The organism is Pantoea sp. SYBGC1 (assembly GCF_057197005.1).
The window spans coordinates 233,422-249,814 of sequence record NZ_JBXUNM010000003.1; the positions used below are offsets into that span (position 1 = coordinate 233,422).

General features: G+C 59.4%; 15 protein-coding genes. 8 read left to right on the forward strand and 7 right to left on the reverse strand.

The genetic code is table 11. The features are described 5' to 3' along the window. The first annotated feature begins 41 nt into the window (after positions 1-41). The 3 genes from AC2CF9_RS08385 to AC2CF9_RS08395 are packed head-to-tail and all read left to right on the forward strand — an operon-like array spanning position 42 to position 2,327. On the forward strand, positions 42-896 hold the full coding sequence (locus AC2CF9_RS08385) for a co-chaperone YbbN (protein ID WP_150017589.1): 855 nt from the start codon (positions 42-44) through the stop codon (positions 894-896). A 58-nt stretch (positions 897-954) separates the two neighbouring features. After that, positions 955-1,869, forward strand: coding sequence for an SPFH domain-containing protein (locus tag AC2CF9_RS08390; protein WP_484556752.1), 915 nt, complete (start codon positions 955-957; stop codon positions 1,867-1,869). Beyond that, positions 1,869-2,327 carry an NfeD family protein gene (locus AC2CF9_RS08395; RefSeq protein ID WP_071668948.1) on the forward strand — a complete coding sequence of 153 codons (459 nt, stop codon included), beginning with the start codon at positions 1,869-1,871 and terminating at the stop codon, positions 2,325-2,327. The genes AC2CF9_RS08390 and AC2CF9_RS08395 overlap by 1 nt, the downstream gene beginning before the upstream one ends. On the opposite strand, the gene cueR is transcribed toward AC2CF9_RS08395, so the two are convergent. Further along, on the reverse strand, positions 2,303-2,719 hold the full coding sequence (gene cueR / locus AC2CF9_RS08400; RefSeq protein WP_071668947.1) for a Cu(I)-responsive transcriptional regulator: 417 nt from the start codon (positions 2,717-2,719) through the stop codon (positions 2,303-2,305). The genes AC2CF9_RS08395 and cueR overlap by 25 nt on opposite strands. Positions 2,720-2,813: 94 nt before the next feature. On the opposite strand from cueR, the gene copA reads away from it, so the two are divergent. The 3 genes from copA (at position 2,814) to ybaK (ending at position 6,889) form a co-directional block, all read left to right on the forward strand. Beyond that, the gene (copA, locus tag AC2CF9_RS08405; protein ID WP_484556753.1) at positions 2,814-5,321 is read left to right on the forward strand and encodes a copper-exporting P-type ATPase CopA; all 2,508 of its coding nucleotides are present in this window, start codon (positions 2,814-2,816) and stop codon (positions 5,319-5,321) included. Positions 5,322-5,392: 71 nt separating this feature from the next. Then, complete coding sequence (locus AC2CF9_RS08410; RefSeq protein WP_150017597.1) at positions 5,393-6,202, forward strand: TraB/GumN family protein; 810 nt, start codon at positions 5,393-5,395, stop codon at positions 6,200-6,202. Positions 6,203-6,409: 207 nt separating this feature from the next. Then, entirely contained in the window at positions 6,410-6,889 is a 480-nt protein-coding gene (gene ybaK / locus AC2CF9_RS08415; RefSeq protein ID WP_039383036.1) for a Cys-tRNA(Pro)/Cys-tRNA(Cys) deacylase YbaK, read from the forward strand. Here the strand turns inward: ybaK and AC2CF9_RS08420 are convergent. Beyond that, entirely contained in the window at positions 6,886-7,758 is an 873-nt protein-coding gene (locus tag AC2CF9_RS08420; RefSeq protein ID WP_484556754.1) for a LysR family transcriptional regulator, read from the reverse strand. The two genes, ybaK and AC2CF9_RS08420, sit on opposite strands and share 4 nt — an antisense overlap. Before the next feature lie 90 nt (positions 7,759-7,848). Here AC2CF9_RS08420 and AC2CF9_RS08425 point away from each other — a divergent pair, with 90 nt between their 5' ends. Then, positions 7,849-8,280 carry a multidrug/biocide efflux PACE transporter gene (locus AC2CF9_RS08425; RefSeq protein WP_150017601.1) on the forward strand — a complete coding sequence of 144 codons (432 nt, stop codon included), beginning with the start codon at positions 7,849-7,851 and terminating at the stop codon, positions 8,278-8,280. A 45-nt stretch (positions 8,281-8,325) separates the two neighbouring features. Here the strand turns inward: AC2CF9_RS08425 and ushA are convergent, their stop codons facing one another. Continuing rightward, complete coding sequence (ushA, locus tag AC2CF9_RS08430) at positions 8,326-10,020, reverse strand: bifunctional UDP-sugar hydrolase/5'-nucleotidase UshA (RefSeq protein WP_484556801.1); 1,695 nt, start codon at positions 10,018-10,020, stop codon at positions 8,326-8,328. A gap of 408 nt (positions 10,021-10,428) precedes the next feature. Here ushA and ybaL point away from each other — a divergent pair, with 408 nt between their 5' ends. Next, positions 10,429-12,117, forward strand: a complete 1,689-nt coding sequence (gene ybaL, locus AC2CF9_RS08435) for a YbaL family putative K(+) efflux transporter (protein ID WP_039383029.1) — start codon at positions 10,429-10,431, stop codon at positions 12,115-12,117. 53 nt (positions 12,118-12,170) lie between these two features. Here ybaL and AC2CF9_RS08440 read toward each other — a convergent pair whose 3' ends face one another. The 4 genes from AC2CF9_RS08440 to AC2CF9_RS08455 form a co-directional block, all read right to left on the reverse strand. Further along, positions 12,171-13,472, reverse strand: a complete 1,302-nt coding sequence (locus tag AC2CF9_RS08440; RefSeq protein WP_039383027.1) for an inosine/guanosine kinase — start codon at positions 13,470-13,472, stop codon at positions 12,171-12,173. 61 nt (positions 13,473-13,533) lie between these two features. Further along, complete coding sequence (gene hemH / locus AC2CF9_RS08445) at positions 13,534-14,493, reverse strand: ferrochelatase (protein WP_484556755.1); 960 nt, start codon at positions 14,491-14,493, stop codon at positions 13,534-13,536. Positions 14,494-14,607: 114 nt separating this feature from the next. After that, on the reverse strand, positions 14,608-15,252 hold the full coding sequence (adk, locus tag AC2CF9_RS08450) for an adenylate kinase (RefSeq protein ID WP_150017605.1): 645 nt from the start codon (positions 15,250-15,252) through the stop codon (positions 14,608-14,610). Between the two features lie 151 nt (positions 15,253-15,403). Then, the gene (locus AC2CF9_RS08455) at positions 15,404-16,225 is read right to left on the reverse strand and encodes a DUF6024 family protein (protein ID WP_484556756.1); all 822 of its coding nucleotides are present in this window, start codon (positions 16,223-16,225) and stop codon (positions 15,404-15,406) included. Positions 16,226-16,393 lie beyond the last annotated feature (168 nt).

Consider the following 16,393-nt stretch of genomic DNA (forward strand, 5'->3'; position numbering starts at 1 on the left):
TCCCCATATTCTCTTTACACTTTCTGCCAGGAGCGTTTTTCATGTCACACGCTTTGATCACCGACATCAATGAGTCCAATTTGCAGCAGACGCTGGAGCAATCCATGCAGCTGCCGGTTCTGTTCTATTTCTGGTCTGAACGCAGCCAGCACTGCCTGCAGCTTACCCCGGTGCTGGAGCGTCTGGCACAGGAGTATGCCGGCCAGTTCCTGCTGGCAAAACTCGATTGCGACAACGAGCCCGCGGTGGCATCACAGTTCGGTCTGCGCTCGCTGCCCACGGTTTATCTGTTTCAGAACGGACAGCCGGTAGATGGTTTCCAGGGTCCGCAGCCGGAAGAGGCGATCCGCGCGCTGCTGGAAAAAGTTCTGCCGCGCGAAGAGGAGCTGAAAGCGCAGCAGGCCATGGAGCTGATGCAGCAGAACAAGCCGCTGGAGGCGCTGCCGCTGCTGAAAGATGCTTGGCAGCTGAGCAATAAAAACAGTGAGATCGGCTTTCTGCTGGCAGAAGTGTTGATCGCCCTGAACCGCAGTGATGAAGCGGAAGCGGTGCTGGATGTGGTGCCGCTGCAGGATCAGGATACACGCTATCAGAGCCTGGTCTCACAGATCGACCTGCTGAAGCAGGCGGCGGATACGCCTGAGATCCAGCTGCTGCAGGAGCAGCTGAACGCCGAGCCGCAGAACGCGCCCCTGGCTGCTAAACTTGCGTTACAGCTGCATCAGGTTGGACGTAATGAAGAGGCGCTGGAGCTGCTGCTGGGCTTTCTGAAAAGCGATCTCGCCGCCGGTGACGGTGAAGTGCGCAAAATGTTCCAGGAGATCCTGGCCGCGCTTGGCACCGGCGACGCCCTCGCCTCGCGCTATCGCCGCCAGCTCTATTCGCTGCTCTACTGACGGATACGCAGACGGGCCGAAGCGACTCGGCCCGGTAATCTGACAGCCAGGAGGTTATATGCTGACCGCTATTCCTGTTCTCATCGTGCTGGTGCTGGTGATTGTATGGGCCGGAATCAAGATTGTTCCGCAGGGCTATCAGTGGACGGTAGAGCGCTTCGGACGCTACACCCGTACGCTCTCGCCGGGACTTAATCTGGTGGTGCCGTTTATGGATCGCGTGGGTCGCCGTATCAATATGATGGAGCAGGTGCTCGATATCCCCTCTCAGGAGATCATCTCCAAAGACAACGCCAACGTCACCATTGATGCCGTCTGCTTTATCCAGGTTGTCGACCCGGCGCGTGCCGCCTATGAGGTCAGCAATCTGGAGCTGGCGATAATCAACCTCACGATGACTAACATTCGCACGGTCCTTGGCGGCATGGAGCTGGATGAGATGCTGTCGCAGCGTGACAACATCAACACCCGCCTGCTGCATATCGTTGATGAAGCGACAAACCCCTGGGGCGTCAAAATTACCCGTATTGAGATCCGCGATGTGCGGCCACCGCAGGAGCTGATCGCTGCCATGAATGCGCAAATGAAAGCTGAGCGTACCAAACGCGCCGATATTCTGGCTGCTGAAGGCGTGCGTCAGGCCGCCATACTGCGCGCTGAAGGCGACAAGCAGTCACAGATTCTGAAAGCGGAAGGCGAGCGCACCTCCGCTTTTTTACAGGCCGAGGCGCGTGAGCGGCAGGCAGAGGCGGAAGCGAACGCCACGCGCATGGTGTCTGAGGCGATCGCCGCCGGTGATATCCAGGCCATTAACTACTTTGTTGCGCAGAAATATACTGATGCGCTGCAGAAAATTGGCGAAGCCGGCAACAGTAAAGTGGTGATGATGCCGCTCGATGCCAGCAGCCTGATCGGCTCGGTAGCGGGCATCAGTGAACTGCTGAAAGAGCGTCATCCGGAGCGGAGACCGTGATGCTGATGGAGCTGATTGCCCATCCGCACTGGTTCTGGCTGACGCTGGGCGGGCTGCTGCTGGCAGCCGAAATGCTGGGCACCAGCGGCTATCTGCTCTGGTGCGGTATGGCGGCGCTGCTGGTTGGCCTGGCCGAGTGGCTGTGGCCCTTCTCGTGGGCTGGTCAGGGGCTGCTGTTTGCCGCGCTGACGCTGCTGAGCGCACTGGGCTGGTATGGCTGGATGCGCCATCAGGCTGCAACGCAGCAACCCAACACGCTAAACCAGCGCGGTAAAGAGCTGATAGGCCGGCAGCTGACGCTGGAGACGCCGCTTAAAAGCGGTATCGGTCATGTACAGATTGGTGACAGCAGCTGGCGCGTACAGGCAACAGACGATCTGCCCGCGGGCACGCGGGTGACGGTCACGGCGGTTGAAGGGATCACGCTGCTGATTCAGCCGCGCTTACCGCCGGAGTGACCGCAGCAGCCCGCCAGCTGATTCATTATCGGGCACTCGGCGCCCTCGTCGCCGGGACACGCCTCTGCCAGTGAGAGCAGGCGCGCCCGCATGGCGTGCAGCTCCTCAATATGCGCTGCAATCTCTTCAGCCTTCTGCAGCGTGCGCGCTTTGACATCTGCGCTGTGCCGCGCAGGATCGTTGAACAGCGCCACCAGCTCGCGGCACTCATCCAGCGTAAAGCCAACCTGGCGCGCCTGGCGCAGCAGATGCAGCTCTTCCAGATGGCGTTCGTCATAGTGCCGGTAGCCATTTCCGCTACGCAGCGGCGGCGTCACGATCCCTTTCTCTTCATAAAAGCGGATCGCTTTACTGGTCAGCCCGGTTTTTCTGGCAACGTCGCTGATATTCATGCTGGCTCCTTGACCTTCCCCCGAATGGAAGGTTTACGCTTATAACTACTGTAACCGGTGCAGCCGGTCAACTCTGTTCACTAAGGAGACTATCATGTCAGACAGACAAACGCTGGCGCTGGAGGGGCTTTCCTGCGGCCACTGTGTCAAACGGGTTAAAGAGGCGCTGGAACAGCGCGGCGACGTGGAGCAGGCGGAGGTCACTCAGCAGGAGGCACGCGTGACCGGAATGGCCAGCGCCAGCGATCTGATCGCAACCGTAGAGCAGGCTGGCTACCACGCCACGCTGCAGCCTGAGGCAACATCCCCAAAGTCTGACCCGTTGACAGCTCAGGAGCCGCCGCCGGAGGCGCTGACAACGGCCTCTCAGCCGGCAGAAGCGGCGCTGCCGGTACAGCATCTGCTGATTGATGGCATGAGCTGCGCCAGCTGCGTCAGCCGGGTAGAGAACGCGCTGCGCGCGGTATCCGGCGTCACGGAAGCACGCGTTAACCTCGGTGAACGCAGCGCGCTGGTGCTGGGTGAGGTTAATGCACCGGCGCTGATTGCCGCCGTAGAGAAGGCAGGCTACAGCGCTGAAGTGATTGAAGATGAACAGCGCCGGCGCGAGCGTCAGCAGGCGAACGCGCGGCAGGCGATGCGCCGCTTCAGCTGGCAGTCGGCGCTGGCGCTGGGGTTTGGCGTGCCGATGATGTTCTGGGGCATGGCGGGCGATCACATGATGCTGACGCCGGCGAATCAGACGCTGTGGCGTACGTTGGGCGTTGTCACGCTGCTGGTCATGATCATTGCCGGCGGCCACTTTTACCGCAGCGCCTGGCGCAGCCTGCGATTAGCCACAGCCACCATGGATACGCTGGTGGCGCTCGGCACCGGCGCTGCCTGGCTCTATTCGATGAGCGTGGCGCTGTGGCCGGAATTTTTTCCGCTGCAGGCACGCCATCTCTACTTTGAAGCCAGCGTCATGATAATCGGCCTGATTAACCTCGGGCACGCGCTGGAGCAGCGTGCCCGTCAGCGCGCCTCGCGCGCGCTGGAGCGGCTGCTGGATCTGACGCCGGCTCAGGCGTGCGTGGTCACCGAACAGGGTGAGCAGCAACTGCCGCTGAGCGCCGTCACCGCCGGTATGACTCTGAAGCTGGTCACCGGCGATCGGGTGCCGGTGGATGGCGACGTGACGCAGGGCGAGGCCTGGTGCGATGAAGCGATGCTGACCGGCGAAGCCGTGCCGCAGGAAAAAGCGCCTGGCAGCAAAGTCTATGCCGGCACGGTGGTGCAGGATGGCACGCTGCGCTTTATCGCCAGCGCTACCGGCAGCCACACCACGCTGGCGCGTATTATTAATCTGGTGCGTCAGGCGCAAAGCAGCAAGCCGGAGATTGGCCGCCTCGCCGATCGCATCTCTGCCGTCTTTGTACCGGTTGTGGTAGCGATTGCGCTGCTGAGCGGCCTCACCTGGTATCTGATCGGGCCACAGCCGCAGCTCGCCTATGCGCTGGTGATCATCACTACCGTCCTGATTATCGCCTGTCCCTGTGCGCTGGGGCTGGCCACACCGATGTCGATCATCGCCGGCACCGGCCGTGCGGCAGAGCTGGGTATCCTGGTGCGCGATGCCGACGCGCTGCAGCACGCCAGCGAAACTGACACGCTGGTGTTTGATAAAACCGGTACGCTGACGCAGGGATCGCCGCAGATCGGCGAGATCTGCTGCTATGCTGACCAGGATCAACAGCAAATCCTGCAGGCCGCAGCAGAGCTGGAGCAGGGATCCACGCATCCGCTCGCCAGCGCGATCCTCGCTGCCGCGCCGCAGCCGCCGGCAGCAGAGATCGCTCACTTCCGCACGCTGCGCGGCAGGGGCGTAAGCGCACAGGTGGCAGGTCAGACCCTGCTGCTGGGCAACACGGCCCTGCTTGATGAGCAGCAGATTGATTATGACGCCGCGCGGGCGGATATCGAACGCATCGCGGCAAGCGGTGCTACGCCAGTGCTGCTGGCCAACGCGCACCAGCTGCTGGGCCTGATTGCGCTGCGCGATAATCTGCGGCCGGAGAGTAAAGCGGCGCTGCAGCGGCTGCATCAGGCTGGCTACCGGCTGGTGATGCTGACGGGCGATCATCAGGTCACTGCCCGCGCTATCGCTGCTGAAGCGGGAATTGATGAAGTGATCGCCGGCGTGCTGCCAGAGGGTAAAGCAGAAGCCATAAGCCGCCTGCAGCAGCAGGGGCGCCGGGTGATGATGATAGGAGATGGCATTAACGATGCGCCGGCGTTAGCGCAGGCGGATACCGGTATTGCGATGGGCAGCGGCAGCGATGTCGCGGTCGAAACGGCGCCGCTGACGCTGATGCGTAACGACCTGCATGGGGTAGCGGATGCTCTGGCGATTTCGCAGGCCACGCTGCGCAATATGCGCCAGAATCTGCTGGGCGCATTTGTGTATAACAGCCTGGGTATTCCGATTGCGGCGGGCGTGCTCTATCCCTTTACCGGCCTGCTGCTGAGCCCGATTGTCGCGGGGGCAGCGATGGCCCTCTCTTCCATCACCGTCGTCAGCAATGCAAACCGCCTGCTGCGTTTCACTCCGCCCGACCGGTAATAGCAGCCAGTGCGCTGTTTTTAACCGAAATAAATCGTTAGCATAACGGTTTGACCGTAACAGGAGCGGACATGAACAGCCCTATCTGGCAACGTCTCTGGCAGCGGATCGCCGCGCTTTTTCCGTCTGCCTATCGCTGGCCGGCGATGGATATGCGTCTGGGCGACCGGCTGCTGCATCTGACCGGCAGTATTCATATGGGCACACGCAACATGCAGCCTCTGCCAGCCGGCCTGCTGCGTCAGCTGCAGAAAGCGGATGCGCTGATTGTTGAAGCGGACATCACGCGCGGCGGCTCTCCTTTTGCGGATACCGCAGATTTGCCGCCGCTGCACACCCGGCTGGAGAGCGCCACGCTGACGCGGCTGCAGGCGCTCTGTCAGGATCTGGGGCTGGAGAGTGACCTCTTTGATACCCTGCCCTGCTGGCAGATAGCGCTGATGCTGCAGGCGCACCAGGCGCAGCGGCTCGGACTGCGTCCGGAGTATGGTATCGATTATCAGCTGCTGCAGGCCGCAAAGGCAGCGGGCAAGCCGATCATTGAGCTGGAGGGGCCGGAGACGCAAATCGCGCTGCTGAAATCCCTGCCGCAGGAGGGTCGGGCGTTGCTGGTAGATACGCTTGAGCACTGGCATACCAATGCGCGGCTGCTGCAGACGATGATCAGCTGGTGGCTTGAAGCGCCGCCCGCGCAGCAGCCGGTGGCGCTGCCCGCGACCTTTGGCAGCGAGCTGAGCGATACGCTGATGCGTAACCGTAACCAGCAATGGCGCGAACAGCTGCTGGCACTGCCATCGGGTCGCTATCTGGTGGCCGTCGGCGCGCTGCACCTCTATGGCGATGATAATCTGCCCGGCCTGCTAAAACAGAAGCAGCCGTAACGCGTCGCCTGCGCTGCTCAGGAGTGGCCGAAGGATAAGACAAAAAAAGAAGGCCGATATCACTATCGACCTGTCAAAGAGGAATTTGTTTATGATTTTGGTTATCGCCAGGGTGAGTGGCGCGGGACAATTCTCGCGCAAAGTTCAGATTTTCGCCACTGATATTAGCGCAATCTTTGAGAAGAATTTTTGTCGTAAGGATTAACGATGACCCCTGCAGTCAAACTTCTGGAAAAAAACGGCGTGGCGTTTACGCTGCACCCCTATGAGCATGACAGCCATGAAACGCATTTTGGTGATGAAGCGGTGCGCAAGCTCAACCTTGATGCGCGCCAGGTCTTTAAAACGCTGCTGGTCGCGCTGAACGGCGATGCGAAAGCGCTGGCGGTGGCGGTTACGCCGGTTGCATCCCAGCTCGATCTGAAAAAAGTGGCGAAAGCGCTGGGCGCCAGGCGAGCAGAAATGGCCGATCCGCAGCTGGCGCAGCGCGTCACCGGCTACCTGCTGGGCGGCATCAGTCCGCTGGGTCAGAAAAAGCGCCTGCCAACGGTGATCGATCGGCAGGCCGCAGAGTTTGCCACCATTTTTATCTCCGGCGGTAAACGCGGCCTCGACATTGAGCTGGCTGCAGAAGATCTGGCGCGACTGCTGAATGCCACACTGGCCGACGTGGCACGCTGCGATTAATCGGGCTGCTGCGCGCAAAGCTGATCGATCATCCAGCGCCCGGCCGGGCCGGGCGGATTGCGTCGCGACCAGACCACATCTACCGCAATATGCTGCGGCCAGCCGGGCACGCACAGCTCTTTCAGGACCTGATGACCAAACTGATCCACCAGCCAGCGCGGCAATACGCTCCAGCCAAACCCCTGCTCCGCCATCTCCAGCAGCAGCAGATACGTCGGCGCTGACCAGGTTCGTCCGGCAGCCGGCAGCGGTCCGCGCGTCTGTACCCAGGTGTTCAGCCGCAGCTGCCGCAGCTCGCTGAGCTGCGCCTCACTCACCTGAGCCAGCTGCGACAGCGCGTGATCCTGATGCAGAAAAATCGCCATCTGCGCCTCCACCTGCAGCCGGGCTACCGCCAGATCGGGCGGCAGCGCAGGCTGAGTGCGGATCACGCCCAGATGCACCCGCCCCGCCTGCAGCAGATCCAGTACATCCTCATCCTCTGCAATCATGCATTCAAAATCGATATCAGGGTAGCGGGCATCAAACCGCGTCAGCAGATGTTCATGGTGATCGGCCTGCCAGAAATCGGAAATAGCCAGACTCAGGCGCGGCTCAACGCCCTGCGACAGGCGCAGCGCCAGTTCATCCAGCCGCTGACTGGCGGCCAGGATCTGCTGCACCTGAGCCAGTGCGCGTTCACCCTGCGGTGTCAGCACCGGCTGACGGCCGCGACGGTCAAACAGCGCAAAGCCTAAATCGATTTCAAGGTTAGCGATGGCAGCACTGATGGTGGACTGGCTTTTTGCCAGCGCGCGGGCAGCAGCAGAGAAAGAGCCGCTTGCAACGGTCTGGACAAATGCCTCAAGGGATTCCGGAGAGTATTTCATGGTTTACCATCGTTTTTTTCGATAGACACTCATTTTATCTCAGATGCGTGCAGTGCGAAAATGCGCGTTATTACGTAACCGGAGGTATTTATGCGTACCCGTTCGCTGAAAGAACGCATTCTGCACGCCGTGGGCTTTGAGGGCCTGGCTATTGTGACTATCGCGCCGCTGGCAGCATGGATTATGGACAAGCCGCTGTTCCAGATGGGCACGCTGGCGATTGCCCTTTCTACCGTCGCGATGCTGTGGAACATGATCTATAACACCCTGTTCGATCGCATCTGGCCGCCGCATCAGAAGCGCGGGCTGGGGCTACGTGCCCTGCACGCGCTCTGTTTTGAAGGGGGATTTATCCTGATTGGCCTGCCGATCGCCGCCGGTATGTTGCATATTTCGCTGCTTAACGCCTTTTTATTAGAGGTAGGATTCTTTCTGTTTTTCCTGCCCTACACCATGGTTTACAACTGGGTATGGGATAAGCTGCGCCTGCGCTGGTTTGCGCAGGCATCCTGCCGCGCCTGATGCCGGGCGCGCTGCCTCCGGCCGGAAGCAGCGCGCCGGCAACGTTTAATCCTGCGCCGCGCGCGGCCAGATCCACGCCAGGAACATTCGTGGATAGCTGCGCTTACGCTGCTTTTCCAGCGCTTTGTCGCGTTCGCGTACCTGCTCGTCGGTCAGGTGCACAACGGCTGGCGGCACAAAATCAGCGATTTTTAGCGGCGAATGCTGGGTAATATAGTCGCGCAGCACATCAGCATCGCGCAAACCGCTGTTGCGGTAGCCCGCATGCGCCGTCAGCGACGGATAGCCGTCGCCGCCGCTGGCGTTAAAGCTGTTAGTGGCAAGGCGATAGGTTTTTGCTTTCTCCAGCGGCTTACCGTTGATTTTGACATCACTCACTGAGGTGCCATCGGCCACCAGGCTGATGCCGGCCAGCTGCGCAAAACCGCCGGAGTTAGCTTTGATATTGGCGATGCGGGCAAGATATGCCTGCAGTTCCTCTCCGCTCAGCGTAACCGATACCACCTGATTGCCAAACGGCTGCACCTGCAGCAGATCGCGCAGGCGCAGCTCGCCTGCCGGGAGCGACGTGCGGATGCCGCCGCCGCTGATCACCGCCACATCCGCTTTGGTCGCGGCCATCTGCGCACGCAGGATCAGCTGCGCCAGATTGGTCTGCTCAAAGCGGACTTTATTGCGCTCGCCCACAAACAGCCCGTCACTGCGGCCAACGGCGACATCCAGCTGTTTACCGGCGCGCAGCTGGAAAGGGGTCAGCAGCTTCATCATTGCGGTATTGGGTACAATCGGCTCCTGGTAAGGCAGCCAGGTTTCGCTGCCATCCTGGTTCGTGACTTTATGCTTCAGGTTAACCGGGATAAGCTGATAATTTTCCAGCGTCAGCTCACCGTTGCGAAAGGTAAAGTCGCCGCGACCCACATATTTGCCCCACTCTTTAGCCTGCATGATCCAGACGCCATTCTGCCGATCGGGCTGGCAGGGCTGGCCTGGCTGATAATCGGGCACGCTGCGGTTAGCCTGCGCCATACAGACGGCATCGTGCGAGTGGCCGCCCACGATAACACTCAGGGTGCCGGGCGGCAGGCTGCGCGCCAGCTCAACGTCGCCCGGTGCATTACTGCCGTGCTGACCGTCGTCATAATGCCCCATATGCGTCAGCGCGATGATCACATCAGGCTTTTCCGTGGCGCGCAGCTCCGCTACCGCTTTTAGCGTCTCTTTTACCGGATCGCGGATCTCAAGCTCTGCGACATTTTCCGGGTTGGTAATACGCAGCGTATCCGTCGTGGTCAGCCCGATAACCGCTATTTTCAGGCCCATACGGTTAAATATGGCCCAGGGCGAAAACAGCCGCCGATCGCTGCCTTTTTGATAGATATTTGCCGCGAGAAAGGGAAAACGCGCCCACTTTTGCTGCTGTTCCAGCACGCTCAGAGGCTTGTCAAATTCGTGGTTTCCCAGCGCCATAGCGTCATAACCCACCAGATTCATGCCGCGAATGTCAGGCTCTGCGTTCAGCACATCTGACTCCGGCACGCCGGTGTTGATATCCCCGGCGGAAAGGATGAGGGCACCTCCTCCGCGCGCCTGGACATCATAACGCTGCTGGTCCATCAGGCTCTTTTGTGCTGCCAGCCCATACTCACCCTGCGCGTTACTCCAGAAATGGCCATGATGATCGTTGGTATGCAGGATGCTGAAGCGATAGCTGCGATCGGTTTGCCACGCCTGTGCCAGCATCGGCACCAGCAAAACCAGCAGCGCCAGCCAGCGCTTTTTCGGGGTAAGTAACAACACAACGCTCTCCTTGTTCGTTTTTTTCCACTGCATCGTGGACCTGACAGATTTCTGCCCTCTGTGTCGCACAGTTCCCTGCTTAACTCAAGTTGAAAGGCAATATTCGCTGCTATTTTCATCTGCTCTCCCCGGCTTCGCCCGCCGGGGGATGCTGCGTTTTTTAACGCTGCCGTAATGCATTATCACTATCTGCACGCCAGGATAACTGCTGAAAATAGCGCTTCGGCAGGTTTTTTATCGCATTTTTTCAGTTTATTCAGCTTTCATCCCGCAAATGTCTAAACGCTGCAGCAGGATTTGCATTACACTTGGTTGTTACAAGCGGACACATTTGCACACAAGGAGACAGGCATGCATCACACCACACCGTTGATCACCACTATTGTCGGGGGCCTGGTCCTCGCGTTTCTCCTTGGCATGCTGGCTAATCGCCTGCGCATCTCTCCGCTGGTGGGCTATCTGGTCGCCGGCGTGGTCGCGGGCCCTTTTACGCCGGGCTTTGTGGCGGATACGAATCTGGCACCTGAACTGGCAGAGCTGGGTGTCATTCTGCTGATGTTTGGCGTCGGACTGCACTTCTCACTAAAAGATCTGATGGCGGTAAAGTCGATCGCCATTCCCGGCGCCGTAGCGCAAATTGCGGTGGCGACGCTGCTGGGAATGGGGCTCTCCTGGACCATGGGCTGGTCATGGATGACTGGCCTGGTGTTTGGCCTGTGCCTCTCTACGGCCAGTACCGTAGTGCTGCTGCGGGCGCTGGAGGAGCGACAGCTGATTGACAGCCAGCGCGGCCAGATTGCGATCGGCTGGCTGATTGTGGAAGACCTGGTGATGGTGCTGACGCTGGTGCTGCTGCCTGCCATCGCCGGCATGCTGGAGCAGGGCAACGCCAGCCCGACCCTGCTGGCATGGGATCTGCTGCTGACCATCGGTAAAGTGGCCGCCTTTATGGTGCTGATGATGGTGGTAGGCCGCCGTGTTATCCCGTGGATCCTGGCAAAAAGCGCGGCTACCGGCTCGCGTGAACTTTTTACCCTGTCGGTGCTGGCGCTGGCGCTCGGCATCGCCTTTGGTGCCGTAGAGTTCTTTGATGTCTCCTTTGCCCTTGGCGCCTTCTTCGCCGGCATGGTGCTGAACGAATCTGAGCTGAGCCACCGCGCGGCGCGCGACACGCTGCCGCTGCGCGACGCCTTTGCCGTATTGTTCTTTGTATCGGTCGGCATGCTGTTTAACCCGATGATCCTGATTGAACAGCCGCTGGCGGTACTGGGCGCGCTCGCCATCGTGGTGCTGGGTAAATCAATCGCCGCCTGGGCGCTGGTCACTCTGCTGGGACACTCACGCCGTACCGCCCTGACCATTTCGGTCAGTCTGGCGCAGATTGGTGAGTTTGCCTTTATTCTCGCCGGCCTCGGCATTTCACTCGATCTGCTCAGCGAAGAGGGACGCAACCTGGTGCTGGCGGCGGCTATTCTCTCCATTATGCTGAATCCTATTCTCTTCTCGCTGCTGGAGCGCTATCTGGATAAAACTGAAACCGCTGAAGAGCAGACGCTGGAAGAGGCGATGGCGGAAGAGAAACAGATCCCGGTGGATATCTGTAATCACGCAGTGATTGTGGGTTATGGACGCGTCGGCAGCCTGCTGGGGCAGCAGCTGCTGGAAGCAGATATCCCGCTGGTGGTGGTGGAAAACTCCCGCCCGCGCGTTGAGGCGCTGCGTGAACAGGGTATCAGAGCGGTGCTGGGCAATGCAGCACGCGCAGAGACCATGGAGCTGGCGCGGCTTGACTGCGCCCGCTGGCTGCTGCTGACCATTCCGAATGGCTATGAAGCGGGTGAAGTGGTGGTGGCCGCACGTGAGAAACGCAAGGATATTGAGATTATCGCCCGTGCGCATTATGACGACGAAGTCGCCTATATCATGGATCGCGGCGCTAATCAGGTCGTGATGGGCGAGCGTGAAATTGCCAGCAGCATGCTCAATGTGCTGAAAAAGGAGATCGCCGTTGAGCCGATCTCCCGCGAATGCCCGATTTGATCGTGGAACGCTGACTGCAGGGGCGCACTGATGCGCCCCTTTTTACTGCGCCCTTATCTGTCCCAGTAGGACTCTTCCAGGCTATCTTCCCGCTCCGGCAGGCCGCGCGTCAGGCGCGGTGAATGCTGATTCAGCACCTGATAACTCACGCGGTTAGCATATTTGCACACCTGCGCCAGCGAGGAGTAGGTCAGATATTCACGCGCATGTTTGCTGGAGTTGGGGACTTTGAGGCGATGGAAGTTGTTCGCTGTGATATCGTGCAGCAGCGCTGCCAGCGCCCCGTCCCCCGCCCCGTTGGTATTCATGATCTTTTCCGGTCCGCCCATGTAAGGTGCGATATGCGAGAAGATGCGCAGCGGCTGCTGGCAATCCTGCTGGCGCATCGCCCGGCTGAACTCATACTGGTTGAATTCCGCAATCGCGCCCGGCAGCAGCGGGTGATTTGTTTTGCGCTTAAATTCATCTTCGGTAAAGCCCGCCATGTAGAGCCCGGTCGGACCGGCGGTGCAGAGCACCAGATCGACCCACTCCAGCGCCATATCGGCTGCCAGCAGCGGATCCTGTTCACCGGTCAGCGCAAACGCTTCTTCTTCGTTCATCGCGACAATAGAGACGTGATCGCGCAGGAAATCGCGCCAGAACTGCGGATTATCCTGAATGACATATTTTGTACCCAGCGTTAACACCACTGGCACATTATGCTTTTTCGCATACGCAATGGCGCGCAGCGTGGCGTCCGGCATCGGTTCACCAGGCTGGCAGCGTACCAGATAGGAGGTCAGCACCAGCGCTGACGCCCCGGCAATCACCTCTTCCGGGATACTCTCCGCCTGCAGCCGGTTCATCAGCCCCGGACTGATCGCGAAGGTCCGTTCACCGTGCTCGCCAATCAGGGTAAAGCAGCGGCCAATCGCGCCGTCCACGCCCTGCAGGAAGTTCAGATCCATACGGCTGGAGGTGTTGCAGAGATAGCGATAGGCGTAGCCGCCAATCTGGATGTTATTGCACATGACGCCCAGCAGCACGGAACGATCGTCAGCCAGCACCGAGTAGTTGTGCAACGTGTTGCCAATGGTGCCGCCGGCAAACTGGTGGCTGATCAGCTGCTCGCGCATCAGCTCGTTATAGAGCGCTTCCGCCGTCGCGTCGTCAATCACCAGCGAATGCCCGGCGCTCAGGCCGTAGCGCTGCAGGAACGCATCATCAACTTTGGCTTCGATATCCACCAGCGTCTGGTCGATACCCACCACCCAGCTGCCCTCCTCCTGCTCCTGCTGAATAGCCTGCAGCAGCGGATCGCGCGCGTTGACGGGAAAATAGTGTTTGGATTTACGTTTGCCGGGAAATTTCATGAAAAGCAGTCATCAGGGAAAATCAGGCAAAGAAGCATATCATACTCTCTGCCTGATGCGCTTAGCGGCGCGCGTTGACCAGCTGTACCATCATCTCAATGTGCTCGTCATCGGCGTTAAGCGCGGGAATATATTCAAATTTCTCGCCGCCTGCATGCAGGAAAATTTCGCAGTTTTCACCGCTGATCTCCTCCAGCGTTTCAAGACAGTCCGCCGCAAAGCCGGGGCTCATGACCTGCACGTGCTTAATGCCTTTGGCCGGCAGACTTTTCATGGTCTCATCAGTGTAGGGCATCAGCCACGGCTCACGCCCGAAGCGCGACTGGAAAGTCATCATGATTTTTTCAGGGGCAATGTTCAGCGCCGCCGCCAGCGCGGCGGTGGTATCTTTACAGCGCTGCGGATAATCATCACCTTCATTGGCGAAACGCTGCGGGATGCCGTGGTAAGAGAGTACCAGCAGATCCGGCTCGCCGTGGCGGGCAAACGAACGCTCTACGGAGGCTTTCAGCGCGGCAATATAGGCCGGATGCTCAGCATAGTCGCGAATAAAGGAGACCTGCGGCAGCGAGCGCAGCGGTTTAAAGCTGCTGGCCAGGCCATCCCACACGGCGGCAACGGTAGAACAGGAGAACTGCGGATAGAGCGGCAGCACAATCAGGTGCGTGACGCCCTGATCCAGCAGGCGATGTACCGCTCCGTCCAGGCTCGGCTGGCCATAGCTCATGCCCAGCTCGACCGGCATGTCCACGCGCTGCGCCAGCGCGGCACGCTGCCGCTTGCTGAATACCATCAGCGGCGATCCCTCGTCCATCCAGACGGAGGCGTAGAGTTTCGACACGCGCGGCGAGCGAAACGGCAGAATAATAAAATTAAGAATGGGCCACCATAGCCAGCGCGGCGTATCAACCACGCGCGGATCGCCGAGGAACTGCTTCAGATAGCGTTTCACCGCCGGGGTGGTAGGTGCTTCAGGTGTGCCTAGGTTAACCAGCAGAACACCGGGCTTATCTTGCCTCATTGTATTTCCTTGATGTCGCAACGAAGAGTGGTGAATCGGGGGAAATTGTAGCGGAAATCACGGGCGGGAAAAGCAATTGCTGTAAAAGGGCCAGGCGTCCGGCCCTTTTGGTACTTAACCGAGGATACGGCGCAGTTCTTCACTGACGTCAGCCACCGGACGGGTGCCGTCAATTTTGTGATAGGCGGTGTTACCCGCTTCCGCTTCTTTGCTGTAATAAGCGATCAGGGGCGCTGTCAGATCATGATACTCAACCAGACGCTTACGCACGGTCTCTTCCTGATCGTCTTTGCGCGTGGTCAGCTCTTCACCGGTCACATCATCTTTACCTTCCACTTTTGGTGGCTTGTTTTTGATGTGATACACGCGGCCAGAAGGCGCATGTACGCGGCGGCCCACAATGCGATCGACGATCAGCTCGTCCGGCACGGCAAATTCCAGCACATAATCGACTTTGATGCCCGCTTCTTTCATCGCGTCAGCCTGCGGGATGGTGCGTGGGAAGCCATCGAGCAGGAAGCCGTTTTTGCAGTCTTCCTGCGCGATACGCTCTTTAACCAGCGCAATCACCAGTTCATCAGTCACCAGTTTACCGGCATCCATGATGGCTTTCGCCTGCTGGCCCAGTTCAGTGCCTGCTTTTACTGCGGCGCGCAGCATGTCACCGGTAGAGATCTGCGGAATACCGTAGTTCTCCATAATATACTGAGCCTGAGTGCCTTTACCTGCGCCCGGTGCCCCGAGCAGAATAATACGCATTGCGTAATTCCCCTTGCGAATCGCATTGATCAATCTATGAAGGCCAAGAACATACCATTATGACCCGCCAGCCACAAGGCAACGGGCACGCTATCACTGGCCCGCCTACTGTGACCTGCTTTGGGATGAAGCGCCAGATGAGGGATTGATTTTAGGAATTCAGGCTACGCAGCAGCAACGCTTTCAGCTGCTTTTTCAGCGTCGCGGTGACATTTGTATGTTTGCTGCCGCTGCCGCGCAGGCTGGCTGGGATCAGCAAACGCCCGGGCAGCCGCCGGATCTCCGGCGGCAGGGTAACATTATACAGCGCCGGCGGCAGATCGATCAGGGCAAACGGCAAACCGGGCTGCTGCAGTGAGGCGACCGGTAGCGGCGTTTCGAGCGCAAACCGATCAACCATGGCGATATTAAACGGCTTCCACTCAGCGCTCTCCATCATCGTTAGCGCCTGCTGCGGCGCGCTTCCCAGCGCCAGCCCCTGCTCAATAAGCCGCAGTTCGCTGCGCACCAGGGTGCTGAATTTTGTCGTGCGCAGCGCAATCAGTACCAGATCGTCGCTCAGCGCTGCGTGGCGGTTCAGGTGCGCGACAAACAGATGAGAGCCGGCAATCAGCGTTTTGTGCAGCGCGCTGGCAAACGACCCGGAAGCGTCGATCACGCCCTGACTCTGGCAGGCGTCGAGCGCTCGCACTCGTCCCTCCGCCAGATCCACATGCTCTATCAGGGCGATATTTCCCGCCATCATCGGGACGGCGGGCAGCACGCTCAGCTCGCTGACCGGATGGTGCGAGGCGTAGCGCGTCTGATTGCGCGCCTGCTCCTGGCGTAAAAAAAGCTGAGAGAGCACCACCCGCGCAATATGCAGCGTGGGCGCGAAGAAGAGATCGTAATTTTCCAGCCGGTAGTAGCGGGATAGCTGGCTGCGCAGCCTATCGCATATCGCCGCCCTGGCAGAGGCGTTTTGTGAGGCCATCGCGTAACGTTTCCCTGTATTAGCTGCGAAGTGGTGCTTTCCGGCAGATAAAACGCGTGGCTGATACATAGCCTGCCCGTCCCGTCAACCTGCCAGAATCTGGAGCAAAGGTTAGGGCAATGCGGCTGGACATTAAAATGATATAAACTGACAATCCCTGTTAGGTTT

What these genes read in the sequence shown, in the direction of transcription:
- AC2CF9_RS08385 (WP_150017589.1), top strand. Translation starts at nt 42, where the DNA reads ATGTCACACGCTTTGATCACCGACATCAATGAGTCCAATTTGCAGCAG.
- AC2CF9_RS08390 (WP_484556752.1), top strand. Translation starts at nt 955, where the DNA reads ATGCTGACCGCTATTCCTGTTCTCATCGTGCTGGTGCTGGTGATTGTA.
- AC2CF9_RS08395 (WP_071668948.1), top strand. Translation starts at nt 1,869, where the DNA reads ATGCTGATGGAGCTGATTGCCCATCCGCACTGGTTCTGGCTGACGCTG.
- cueR (WP_071668947.1), bottom strand. Translation starts at nt 2,719, where the DNA reads ATGAATATCAGCGACGTTGCCAGAAAAACCGGGCTGACCAGTAAAGCG.
- copA (WP_484556753.1), top strand. Translation starts at nt 2,814, where the DNA reads ATGTCAGACAGACAAACGCTGGCGCTGGAGGGGCTTTCCTGCGGCCAC.
- AC2CF9_RS08410 (WP_150017597.1), top strand. Translation starts at nt 5,393, where the DNA reads ATGAACAGCCCTATCTGGCAACGTCTCTGGCAGCGGATCGCCGCGCTT.
- ybaK (WP_039383036.1), top strand. Translation starts at nt 6,410, where the DNA reads ATGACCCCTGCAGTCAAACTTCTGGAAAAAAACGGCGTGGCGTTTACG.
- AC2CF9_RS08420 (WP_484556754.1), bottom strand. Translation starts at nt 7,758, where the DNA reads ATGAAATACTCTCCGGAATCCCTTGAGGCATTTGTCCAGACCGTTGCA.
- AC2CF9_RS08425 (WP_150017601.1), top strand. Translation starts at nt 7,849, where the DNA reads ATGCGTACCCGTTCGCTGAAAGAACGCATTCTGCACGCCGTGGGCTTT.
- ushA (WP_484556801.1), bottom strand. Translation starts at nt 10,020, where the DNA reads ATGCTGGCACAGGCGTGGCAAACCGATCGCAGCTATCGCTTCAGCATC.
- ybaL (WP_039383029.1), top strand. Translation starts at nt 10,429, where the DNA reads ATGCATCACACCACACCGTTGATCACCACTATTGTCGGGGGCCTGGTC.
- AC2CF9_RS08440 (WP_039383027.1), bottom strand. Translation starts at nt 13,472, where the DNA reads ATGAAATTTCCCGGCAAACGTAAATCCAAACACTATTTTCCCGTCAAC.
- hemH (WP_484556755.1), bottom strand. Translation starts at nt 14,493, where the DNA reads ATGAGGCAAGATAAGCCCGGTGTTCTGCTGGTTAACCTAGGCACACCT.
- adk (WP_150017605.1), bottom strand. Translation starts at nt 15,252, where the DNA reads ATGCGTATTATTCTGCTCGGGGCACCGGGCGCAGGTAAAGGCACTCAG.
- AC2CF9_RS08455 (WP_484556756.1), bottom strand. Translation starts at nt 16,225, where the DNA reads ATGGCCTCACAAAACGCCTCTGCCAGGGCGGCGATATGCGATAGGCTG.